Source organism: Streptomyces sp. NPDC032940 (assembly GCF_040636935.1).
GTDB lineage: Bacteria > Actinomycetota > Actinomycetes > Streptomycetales > Streptomycetaceae > Streptomyces.
Genome location: NZ_JBEZVJ010000024.1, coordinates 107,080 through 117,399, shown reverse-complemented (window position 1 = coordinate 117,399; position 10,320 = coordinate 107,080). Strand labels below are relative to the sequence as shown.

The 10,320-nt window shown below is 72.8% G+C and carries 11 protein-coding genes and 1 rRNA gene; 10 read left to right on the top strand and 2 right to left on the bottom strand.

Annotated features, from left to right (window positions below):
• The first annotated feature begins 177 nt into the window (after positions 1-177).
• The 3 genes from rrf (at position 178) to AB0E77_RS25565 (ending at position 2,260) form a co-directional block, all read left to right on the top strand.
• Positions 178-294, top strand: a 5S ribosomal RNA gene (gene rrf, locus AB0E77_RS25575).
• A 224-nt stretch (positions 295-518) separates the two neighbouring features.
• The gene (locus AB0E77_RS25570; protein ID WP_361574378.1) at positions 519-1,613 is read left to right on the top strand and encodes a hypothetical protein; all 1,095 of its coding nucleotides are present in this window, start codon (positions 519-521) and stop codon (positions 1,611-1,613) included.
• A complete protein-coding gene (locus tag AB0E77_RS25565; RefSeq protein WP_361574376.1) occupies positions 1,505-2,260 on the top strand; it encodes a hypothetical protein in 756 nt (251 codons plus the stop codon). The genes AB0E77_RS25570 and AB0E77_RS25565 overlap by 109 nt, the downstream gene beginning before the upstream one ends.
• A 63-nt stretch (positions 2,261-2,323) precedes the next feature.
• Here AB0E77_RS25565 and AB0E77_RS25560 read toward each other — a convergent pair whose 3' ends face one another.
• Entirely contained in the window at positions 2,324-3,616 is a 1,293-nt protein-coding gene (locus AB0E77_RS25560) for a DUF1015 domain-containing protein (RefSeq protein WP_361574372.1), read from the bottom strand.
• Positions 3,617-3,688: 72 nt separating this feature from the next.
• Here AB0E77_RS25560 and AB0E77_RS25555 point away from each other — a divergent pair, with 72 nt between their 5' ends.
• The 4 genes from AB0E77_RS25555 to AB0E77_RS25540 are packed head-to-tail and all read left to right on the top strand — an operon-like array spanning position 3,689 to position 7,733.
• The gene (locus tag AB0E77_RS25555; protein ID WP_361574370.1) at positions 3,689-4,720 is read left to right on the top strand and encodes an HAD hydrolase-like protein; all 1,032 of its coding nucleotides are present in this window, start codon (positions 3,689-3,691) and stop codon (positions 4,718-4,720) included.
• Positions 4,721-4,777: 57 nt separating this feature from the next.
• Positions 4,778-5,821 carry an iron chelate uptake ABC transporter family permease subunit gene (locus AB0E77_RS25550; protein ID WP_361574368.1) on the top strand — a complete coding sequence of 348 codons (1,044 nt, stop codon included), beginning with the start codon at positions 4,778-4,780 and terminating at the stop codon, positions 5,819-5,821.
• A complete protein-coding gene (locus AB0E77_RS25545) occupies positions 5,818-6,855 on the top strand; it encodes an iron chelate uptake ABC transporter family permease subunit (protein ID WP_361574366.1) in 1,038 nt (345 codons plus the stop codon). Before AB0E77_RS25550 ends, AB0E77_RS25545 begins: the two co-directional genes overlap by 4 nt.
• The gene (locus AB0E77_RS25540; RefSeq protein WP_361574364.1) at positions 6,852-7,733 is read left to right on the top strand and encodes an ABC transporter ATP-binding protein; all 882 of its coding nucleotides are present in this window, start codon (positions 6,852-6,854) and stop codon (positions 7,731-7,733) included. The genes AB0E77_RS25545 and AB0E77_RS25540 overlap by 4 nt, the downstream gene beginning before the upstream one ends.
• A gap of 32 nt (positions 7,734-7,765) precedes the next feature.
• Here AB0E77_RS25540 and AB0E77_RS25535 read toward each other — a convergent pair whose 3' ends face one another.
• Entirely contained in the window at positions 7,766-8,113 is a 348-nt protein-coding gene (locus tag AB0E77_RS25535; protein ID WP_361574362.1) for an SCP2 sterol-binding domain-containing protein, read from the bottom strand.
• Between the two features lie 42 nt (positions 8,114-8,155).
• Between AB0E77_RS25535 and AB0E77_RS25530 the strand changes: the two genes are divergently transcribed.
• The 3 genes from AB0E77_RS25530 to AB0E77_RS25520 are packed head-to-tail and all read left to right on the top strand — an operon-like array spanning position 8,156 to position 10,186.
• Positions 8,156-8,461, top strand: coding sequence for a hypothetical protein (locus AB0E77_RS25530; RefSeq protein ID WP_361574360.1), 306 nt, complete (start codon positions 8,156-8,158; stop codon positions 8,459-8,461).
• 7 nt (positions 8,462-8,468) lie between these two features.
• Positions 8,469-9,284 carry a hemolysin gene (locus AB0E77_RS25525; RefSeq protein ID WP_361574358.1) on the top strand — a complete coding sequence of 272 codons (816 nt, stop codon included), beginning with the start codon at positions 8,469-8,471 and terminating at the stop codon, positions 9,282-9,284.
• Positions 9,281-10,186 carry an NAD kinase gene (locus tag AB0E77_RS25520; protein ID WP_361574356.1) on the top strand — a complete coding sequence of 302 codons (906 nt, stop codon included), beginning with the start codon at positions 9,281-9,283 and terminating at the stop codon, positions 10,184-10,186. Before AB0E77_RS25525 ends, AB0E77_RS25520 begins: the two co-directional genes overlap by 4 nt.
• Positions 10,187-10,320: the final 134 nt, after the last annotated feature.

Genomic DNA, 10,320 nt, shown 5'->3' with positions numbered 1-10,320 from the left:
GTTGATAGGCCGGATCTGGAAGCACCGTGAGGTGTGGAGGTGACCGGTACTAATAGGCCGAGGGCTTGTCCTCAGTTGCTCGCGTCCACTGTGTTAGTTCTGAGGCAACGACCGTTGCCGGATTTGAGTAGAACGCACAATTGAAGAGTGTGCTTGTTCGCTCGAAACCATTAGGGTTTCGGTGGTCATAGCGTAGGGGAAACGCCCGGTTACATTCCGAACCCGGAAGCTAAGCCTTACAGCGCCGATGGTACTGCAGGGGGGACCCTGTGGGAGAGTAGGACGCCGCCGAACAATCTTTGGGAAGGACCCCTGGTCACCAGCGTTCAGCTGGGACCAGGGGTCCTTTCGTTTTTCCAGGGCGCACCGGGTACCCGGCTGCGCGAGAATGACTTTGCGGTACCGAAGACAGGAGTCACCGATGTCCACCAACTCTCCCGACGACCGACCGGAGCGCGACCAGCGGCGACGGGACAGTGGGGACCGCGGTGAACGCGGTGGCCAGCGCGGAGACCGCGGTGGCTTCCGTCGCGACGACCGCGGTGGCTACGGCCGGCGTGAGGGCGGCGACCGCGATCGCGGTGGCTTCCGTCGGGACGACCGCCGCGATGACCGGCGTGACGACCGACGGGGTGACCGTCGGGACGATCGCGGGGACCGTGGCGGCTTCCGTCGCGATGACAACCGCGGTGGCGGATACGCACGTCGTGACGACCGTGACCGTGGTCCGCGCCGCGACGACCGTGACCGCGGCGGCTTCCGTCGGGACGACCGCGGTGACCGTCCGGCCTTCCGCCGTGATGACCGGCGTGATGACCGTCGGGACGACCGCGGCGACCGCCCCTCCTTCCGGCGTGACGACCGGCGTGACGACCGTGGTGATCGCGGTGGCTTCGGCCGGCGTGATGACCGACGGACAGATGACCGCGGGCCGCGCGGTGGCTTCGGCCGGCGTGATGACCGGCGTGACGAGCGTCGGGACGACCGCGGGGAGCGCGGTGGCTTCCGTCGGGACGACAACCGTGGTGGCGGATACGGGCAGCGGGACGACCGTGACCGTGGTCCCCGCCGTGACGACCGTGACCGCGACCGCGGCGGCTTCCGTCGCGACGACCGCGGTGACCGTGGCTTCCGCAGGGACGACCGGGGAGACCGTCCGGCCTTCCGCCGTGACGACCGACGTGACGACCGTCGGGACGACCGCGGCGACCGCCCCTCCTTCCGCCGTGACGACCGACGTGACGACCGCCGTGACGACCGTGGCGATCGCGGCGGCTTCCGTCGGGACGACAGCCGTGGTGAGCGTGGCGGCTTCGGACGGCGCGACGACAGCCGTGGTGGTGACCGGGGCGGGTTCCGCGGCCGGGACGACCGTGGCGGGCGCGGGCCCCGTCGCGACGACCGTGGCGGGCGGCCCGGCGGCTTCCGCGGGCGCGACGACCGGCAGGGCGGGGGTGGCCGTTTCCGCGAGGAGCGGGACCGTGACCGGGAGCCGATCAAGAGGCTGCCGATTCCGGACGACGTCACCGGCGAGGAGATCGACAAGGACGTACGGCAGGAGCTGCAGAGCCTGCCCAAGACGCTCGCGGACGACGTCGCCAGGAACCTGGTGATGGTGGCCCGGCTCCTCGACGAGGACCCCGAGGCCGCGTACGGCTACTCCAAGGTGGCGCTGCGACTGGCGTCGCGTGTGGCCGCCGTGCGCGAGGCGGGCGGTTTCGCCGCGTACGCCAACCAGAAGTACGGCGAAGCGCTGGCCGAGTTCCGGGCCGCCCGGCGGATGACCGGCTCCGTGGAGCTGTGGCCGGTCATGGCCGACTGCGAGCGCGGCCTCGGCCGGCCGGAGAAGGCGCTGGACATGGCCGGGGCCCCCGAGGTGCAGAAGCTGGACAAGGCCGGGCAGGTCGAGATGCGTCTCGTGGCCGCCGGCGCCAGGCGTGACATGGGGCAGCTGGACGCGGCCATCGTCACGCTGCAGAGCTCCGAGCTGGCCTCCAACTCCGTACAGCCCTGGACCGCGCGGTTGCGGTACGCGTACGCCGACGCGCTGCTGGCCGCCGGCCGGGAACGCGAGGCGCGGGAGTGGTTCGCCAAGGCAGTGGAGTCCGACCGGGACGGCAGCACGGACGCCTCCGACCGCCTCGCCGAGCTGGACGGGGTGGAGTTCATGGACGCCCTGGACGAGGACGAGCACGAGGACGACGGTGCGCGCGAGGGCGACACGGACGGTCCGTCCGGCGAGGGCGTCGAGAAGGACTGACGTCCGCAGGGCATGACGAAGGGGCGGGACCGGCGCACGGTCCCGCCCCTTCGTCGTTCCGCGTCACAGATCCAGCGCGCGCAGCACCAGGCCCGTGGCCGGCTTCGGGCCGAACGACGTCGACTTGCGGGGCATCGTGACGCCCTGTCGGGCGAGGTCGCGGACGACCTCCTCGCGGACGGCGTGCATCAGTACGGCCGTACCCCCGTCGCGTTCCGCCTTCTCGACCGTGGCCGCCGTGTCGTGGATGTACGAGATGTGCGCCGCCGAGTCCTCGGGGATGTGCCAGACGTGGGCGAGGAGCGTGGCGTGCAGCACGGTGGCGTCCAGGGTGCGCCAGGCCTCGGGGCGGTCGGGGGGGACCGTGCGGGCCAGCAGGCCGGCCTCCGGCCGGTCGACGAGGTGGAAGGCGCCGTCACCGGCGAGCAGGAACGCGTTGCCCGCGCCGGCCGCCTCCGCCAGGGCGTCCATGGCTCCGGGCAGGGACGTCTCCAGGCGCCGGACGCGGAAGCGGCCGTCCAGGGCGGCCACCGCGTCGCTCACCGGGAGGCCGTGCAGCAGACGGTGGATGGCGCGGACCCGCAGCGGATAGCGGGCCGTGTCCACGAGGAGGACGAGGCCGTGGTCCCAGGGGCTGGGGGAGGGGTGCTCCGCGCGGAGCCTGCGGTAGGTCGCCCAGCGGTGGTGGCCGTCGGCGATCAGGGCCTGGTGCTCCGCGAGCTCGGTCCGGACGCGGGCCACGTCGTCCGGGTCGGTGAGCGCCCACAGGCGGTGGCAGAAGCCGTCCTCAGTCGTGGTGGACAGGAGGGGCGGGCGTTCCGCGGTGTGCTCCACGACGGTGGTCGTGGCGGCGGCGGCGCCGTTGCCGCGGTAGGTCAGCAGCAGCGGCTCCAAATTCGCCGAGGTGGCCCGCATCAGCGCCGCGCGGTCGGCGACGACGTGCGGCATGACGTCCTCGTGCGGCAGGACCACTTGGTCCGAGGGGTCGGAGACCCGCAGGGCGCCGATGATGCCGCGTTGCAGCAGTCCGGCGCCGTCGCGCTGCTCGTACACGTACAGGCCCGGTTCCGGGTCGGCGGTGAGGATGCCCTCGGAGCGCCAGGTGCGCAGGGTGTCGGCGGCCTGCTCGTTGCGGGCCTCCGGTGTGGCAGCCTGGGGCAGGATCAGCCGGACGATGTTGTACGGGTCGGCGGACTCGAGGTGGTGGAGCCCGTCGGGGCGGACCACGACGTCGTACGGAGGGGAGGTCACGGCGGCCAGGCTGCCGACCCGGTCGGGGTCGTAGCGGAGGCCTCGGAACGGGGTGAGTTCCAGGCCCCGGCGCGCCGTTGCTTCCGGGGGACCCGCAGTATTCATCCCGGCATCGTACGACTGTCGGCGGCATGCGGGATGATCGGGGGAAAGGCGTCTGATGAGGAGCGATGTGCAATGAGCCGGAGCGTCAGGACGAGGCCCGACGGCAGTGGGCAGGGCCTGAGCGAGGCGTACGACACGGCGCTGCTCGACCTGGACGGCGTGGTGTACGCAGGGGGCGACGCGATCGCGTACGCGGTGGACTCCCTCGCCACGGCCAGGTCGGGCGGGATGCACCTGGCGTATGTCACGAACAACGCGCTCCGGACGCCGGACGCGGTCGCCGCGCACCTGACCGAGCTGGGCATACCGACCGTGGCGGACGACGTCATCACCTCGGCACAGGCCGTGGCGCGGCTGATCGCCGAGCAGGTGCCCCCGGGCGCACGCGTGCTGGTGATCGGCGGAGAGGGACTGCGCGTAGCGCTGCGCGAGCGCGGGCTCGAGCCGGTCGAGTCGGCGGATGACGACCCGGCGGCCGTGGTGCAGGGCTTCGGCGGCCCCGAGCTGCCCTGGGGGCGCTTCGCCGAGGCGTGCTACGCGATCGCGCGCGGTGTGCCGTGGTACGCCTCCAACACCGACCTCACGATCCCGGGCGCCCGCGGCATCGCGCCGGGCAACGGCGCGGCGGTGGAGGTCGTGCGCATCGCCACCGGCGCCGAACCCCAGGTCGCGGGGAAGCCGTTGCCCCCCATGCACCGCGAGACGATCCTGCGGACCGGCGCGAAGCGGCCCCTGGTGGTCGGGGACCGGCTGGACACGGACATCGAGGGCGCGTTCAACGGGGAGGTCGACTCGCTGCTCGTCCTGACCGGCGTCACCGACGGCGCCCGGCTGCTCGCCGCGCCCCCGCAGCACCGGCCGACGTATGTGGACCGGGACCTGCGCGGACTGCTCACCGGGCAGCCGGAGGTCGCCGGGGACGAGGACGGCGGGTTCCGCTGCGGCGGCTGGACGGCGACCGCGGGGGACGGGCGGCTGGAGCTCGAGGGCGACGGCGAGGCGCTGGACGGGCTGCGCGCGCTGTGCGCGGCGGCCTGGACGGCGGGCGGGCAGAGCGCCTGCGCGCTGGACTCCGGGAAGGCGCTGGCGCGGCTCGGGCTGTGAGCCGCGGGGACGGCCGAGGGATCGTGATCGATTAGCAGGGTAGGCTAACCTAACTGCGTGTTGGTCGACAGTCCCCCCGAACAGCGCGCGGAGACCGCTCCCGCGCCCCCGAAGCGCCGTGCGCTGCGTGCCCTAGGGCTGCCCGTCTCGGCGGCGATCCTGGTGCTGATCGCGATGACGAGCATCGCGGTCGGCGCGAAGGATCTGACGCTGGCACAGGTCTGGCACGGCGTGTTCCACGACTCGGGCACCTACGGCGACGTCGTCGTCGGCGAGCGGCTGTCGCGGACCGTGCTCGGTTTGCTGGCCGGTGCCGCGCTCGGTCTCGCCGGGGCCGTGCTCCAGGCGCTCACCCGCAATCCGCTGGCCGACCCCGGCCTGCTCGGCATCAACGCGGGCGCCTCCGCGGCCGTCGTGACCGCCATCACCTTCTTCGGCGTCACCTCGCTGAGCGGGTACGTGTGGTTCGCGTTCGCCGGGGCGGCCGGGGTCGGGGCGCTGGTCTGGTTCCTGGGCGGCAGCCGGGGCGCCACACCGGTACGGCTGGTGCTGGCCGGCACCGCGATCAGCGCCGCGCTCTTCGGCTACCTCCAGGCCGTGATGATCATCGATGACGCGGCGCTGGGCAGGATGCGCTTCTGGACGGTCGGTTCGCTCTCCTCGGCGACGGACGAGACCCTCAGGAGCGTGCTGCCCTTCTTCGTGGCGGGCACGCTCCTCGCCCTCGCCCTGTCCCGTTCGCTCAACGCCATGGAGATGGGCGACGACACCGCCAAGTCCCTCGGCGTCAACCTGAACCGCACCCGGGCGCTGGCCATGCTCGCCGCCACCGTGCTGTGCGGGGCCGCCACCGCGGCCTGCGGTCCGATCGTGTTCGTCGGCCTGATGGTCCCGCACATCGTGCGCTCCTTCACCGGGCCGGACATGCGCTGGATCATGCCGTACGCCGCGATCCTGTCGCCCGTGCTGCTGCTCGGCGCGGACGTCCTCGGCCGGATCGTCGCGCGGCCCTCGGAGCTCCAGGTCGGCATCGTCACCGCGGTCCTCGGCGGACCGGTCTTCATCTTTCTCGTACGACGGCGGAGGACGGCCCAGCTGTGAAGACGCATCGTGCTGTACGGAGCCCCGGTGGGCTCTCGCTGCGCCTGGACGTCCGGGCCGTGGTCGTCGTCGCCCTGCTGCTGGTCGTCGCGCTCGTCGCGAGCGTGCTGCTGATCGGCACCGGCGACTTCGAGATACCGGCCGCGGACGTGCTCAGGACGCTGGCCGGCGAGGGGAACGCCAGCCAGGAGTTCGTCGTCAACGAACTGCGGCTGCCGCGGGTGCTGGTCGGGCTGCTGGTCGGTGCCGCGCTCGGGCTGGGCGGCGCGCTGTTCCAGGCCATCTCGCGCAACCCGCTGGGCAGTCCCGACGTCCTCGGCCTCGGCCAGGGCGCGACGGCCGGCGCCCTCGTGGTGATCGTCCTGTTCTCCGGGACCGCCACCCAGGTCACCCTCGGCGCGCTTGCGGGCGGCCTGGTGACCGGCATCGGCATCTATGTCCTCGCCTGGAAGCGGGGCGTGCACGGTTATCGACTGGTCCTGGTCGGCATCGGCATGTCCGCGATCGTCACGGCGGTCAACGGCTATCTGATGACCCGGGCCGACATCGTCGACGCCGCCCGTGCCGTCGTCTGGATGACCGGCACCCTCGACGGCCGTGACTGGGCCCAGGTCCGGCCGCTGCTGGTGCTGTGCGCGGTGCTCGTGCCGCTCGTCCTCGCCAACGGCCGGGCGCTCAGGCTGATGGAGATGGGCGACGACGTCTCGTACGCCCTCGGGGTGCGCGTCGAGCGGGTGCGGATGCTGCTGATGGTGGCCGCCGTGCTGCTCACCGCCGCCGCGACCGCCGCCGCCGGACCGGTCAGCTTCGTCGCGCTCACCGCGCCGCAGCTCGCCCGGCGCCTGACCGGCTCGCCCGGCCCCAACCTGGTGCCGTCGCTGTGCATGGGCGCCGCACTGCTGGTCGGCGCCGACTGGGTCTCGCAGCAGGTCTTCGGCGCCGAACAGCTGCCCGTGGGCGTCGTCACCGGCGTCGTCGGCGGTGTCTACCTGCTGTGGCTGCTGGTCACCGAGCGCAAGGCGGGCCGGATATGAGCACCACCGCCGCCGACGGGCTGAACATCCAAAGGAGCATCGTGAACCGTCTGTCCGCCGAGAACGTCACCCTCGCCTACGACCAGCGGGTCATCGCCGAGCAGCTGTCGGTGGAGATACCCGACAACTCCTTCACGGTGATCGTCGGCCCCAACGCCTGCGGCAAGTCGACCCTGCTGCGCGCCCTGTCGCGGATGCTGAAGCCCACACGGGGCCGGGTGCTCCTCGACGGCTCGGTCATCCAGTCGATGCCCGCCAAGCGGGTCGCGCGGACCCTCGGTCTGCTGCCCCAGTCGTCCATCGCGCCCGACGGCATCACCGTCGGCGACCTGGTGGGCCGCGGCCGCTACCCGCACCAGGGCCTGCTGCGCCAGTGGTCCACCGAGGACGAGCGGGTCGTCCGGGAGTCGATGGCCCAGACCGGCGTCGGCGAACTGGCCGACCGCTACGTCGACGAACTCTCCGGCGGTCAGCGCCAGCGCGTGTGGATCGCCATGGCCCTCGCCCAGCAGACTCCGCTGCTGCTGCTCGACGAGCCGACGACGTACCTGGACATCCAGCACCAGATCGACGTCCTGGACCTGTGCGCGGAGCTCCACGAGACGCAGGGGCGCACCCTCGTGGCCGTCCTGCACGACCTCAACCACGCCGCCCGGTACGCCACCCACCTGATCGCCCTGCGCGGCGGGAAGGTCATCGCCGAGGGCGCGCCCAACGACATCGTCACGGCCGAGCTGGTCGAGGAGGTCTTCGGACTGCGCTGCCAGATCATCGACGACCCGGAGACCGGCACGCCCCTGGTCGTGCCGGCCGCGCGCAAGGCCCGCGTCACCGGCGGCGCCGAGCGCGAGAAGGTGTCGACGGCGAAGACTTTCTGAGGGTGGCGGCTCCGGAAGCCCGCCCAGGGCCGCTACAGAAGCCTGCGGAGGCGGAACAGGTCGCGCAGACCCGCCTCCAGCTTCACCCGGCCCGAGCCCCAGGCCTTGGCGAAGTGCAGCTCGCCGTCGACCAGGGCCACCAGATCGCCGCCGGTCATCGCCAGCCTGATGTCGGCCTTCTCACGCGGCGGCCCGTCGTGGGTCTCGCGCACGTCGATGCCGCCGTCCGCCATGCGGCCCGCGAAGGTGACGTCCAGGTCGGTGATGTGGCAGCTCACCGAGCGGTCCAGCGCGGTCGCGGACCGCACGTCCCCTTCGGCACCGCGCATCTGGTCCGAGAGCTTGTCGAGTGCGGCACGGCACTCCTCAGTCGTCGCCATCGGGACAGACCGTACCGTAGCGGTTCGCGGTAGCGTCGGGGCATGAGCGACGCAGCACCGCAGGCCGAGGGCCGGACGGCGGAGACGGAGGCCGGGGCGGAGCCCCGCGAGGCGCGGGACGAGTACGCCCCCGCCGGTCCCGCCCCCCTCGGCGTCCCCCGCACCCCCACCGGCGACGACGGGGTGGACGCCGGACTGCGGCGCCTGGCCGACGCCGACCACCTCCCCACGGACGGGCACGTCGCGGTGTACGAGGATGTACACCGGGGACTGCGCGACGCGCTCACCGCGCTCGACGCCCGCCCGGGACCTCCGGGGTCCCCTTCGCCGTACGACCGCAGGAGCTGAACCGAACGTGGCAGGAGTCGCACGCCGCCGTCTCGACGCGGAGCTGGTCCGCCGCAAGCTGGCGCGCTCGCGCGAGCACGCCAGCCAGCTGATCGCCGCCGGCCGGGTCTCCGTCGGCAAGACCGTCGCGACCAAGCCCGCCACCCAGGTGGAGACCGCCGCCGCCATCGTCGTCACCCAGGACGACAGCGACCCCGACTACGTCTCGCGCGGCGGCCACAAGCTGGCCGGCGCCCTGGCCGCGTTCGTGCCGCAGGGCCTCGTCGTCGAGGGGCGGCGCGCACTGGACGCCGGGGCGTCCACCGGCGGCTTCACCGACGTCCTGCTGCGCGCGGGCGCCGCGCACGTCGTCGCCGTGGACGTCGGATACGGACAACTCGCGTGGTCCCTCCGGCAGGATGAACGCGTCACCGTCAAGGACCGTACGAACGTGCGTGAGTTGACGCCGGACGCGATCGATGGGGAGCCCGTGGATCTGGTCGTGGGGGATCTGTCCTTCATCCCGCTCGGACTGGTGCTGCCCGCCCTGGTGCGGTGCACGCGGCCGGACGCCGACCTGGTGATGATGGTGAAGCCGCAGTTCGAGGTGGGCAAGGAGCGGCTGGGCAGCGGGGGAGTGGTACGCAGTGCGCAGCTGCGGGCCGAGGCCGTACGGGGTGTCGCCCGGCGGGCCTGGGACCTGGGGCTCGGTGTGAAGGGGGTCACCGCCAGTCCGCTGCCGGGTCCCTCCGGGAACGTCGAGTACTTTCTGTGGCTGCGGGCCGGGGCCGGTGAACTGGACCCGGCCGACGTTGACCGTGCAGTGGCGGAGGGGCCGCGTTGACACAGAACCGAGCTCGTACTGTTTTCCTGCTCGCCCACACCGGGCGGCCCGCGGCCATCCGCAGCGCCGAGCTCGTGGTCAAGGGTCTGCTGCTGGCCGGCATAGGAGTGCGGGTCCTGGAGGCGGAGGCGTGCGACCTGCCGCTGCCGGACGAGGTGGAGCTGGTCCAGGAGGCCACCCCGCAGTGCCTCGACGGGTGCGAGCTGCTCATCGTGCTGGGAGGCGACGGGACGCTGCTGCGCGGCGCCGAGTTCGCCCGCGCCTCCGGCGTGCCGATGCTCGGCGTCAACCTCGGCCGGGTCGGCTTCCTCGCCGAGGCCGAGCGGGACGACCTCGACAAGGTCGTCGACCGGGTGGTGAGCCGGGCGTACGAGGTCGAGGAGCGGATGACCGTCGACGTCGTCGTGCACCGCAACGGCGACATCGTCCACACCGACTGGGCGCTGAACGAGGCGGCCGTGCAGAAGGCCGGCGCCGAGAAGCTGCTCGAGGTCGTGCTGGAGATCGACGGGCGGCCGGTGACGGGGTTCGGCTGCGACGGCATCGTGCTGTCGACGCCGACCGGGTCGACGGCGTACGCCTTCTCGGCCGGGGGGCCGGTGGTGTGGCCTGAGGTGGAGGCGCTGCTGATGGTGCCGATCAGCGCGCACGCGCTGTTCGCCAAGCCGCTGGTGACCTCGCCGGACTCGGTGCTCGCGGTGGAGGTGCTCCCGCACATCCCGCCGGGGGTGCTGTGGTGCGACGGGCGGCGGACGGTGGAGCTGCCGCCGGGGGCGCGGGTGGAGGTGCGGCGGGGGGCGGTGCCGGTGCGGCTGGCCCGGCTGCACCACGCGTCGTTCACGGACCGGTTGGTGGCGAAGTTCGCGCTGCCGGTGTCCGGGTGGCGGGGCGCTCCGCATTAGCGCCGTAGGGGTGCGGGAGCGTCGGCGTGTGCGGGTCGTGTGTGGTTCCTCGCGGCGGAGCCGCAGATCGACGGAGCCCCGCGCCCCTGACGGGGCGCGTCCACTCCCCTGGGTGACAAGGGCGGGCCGGTCGC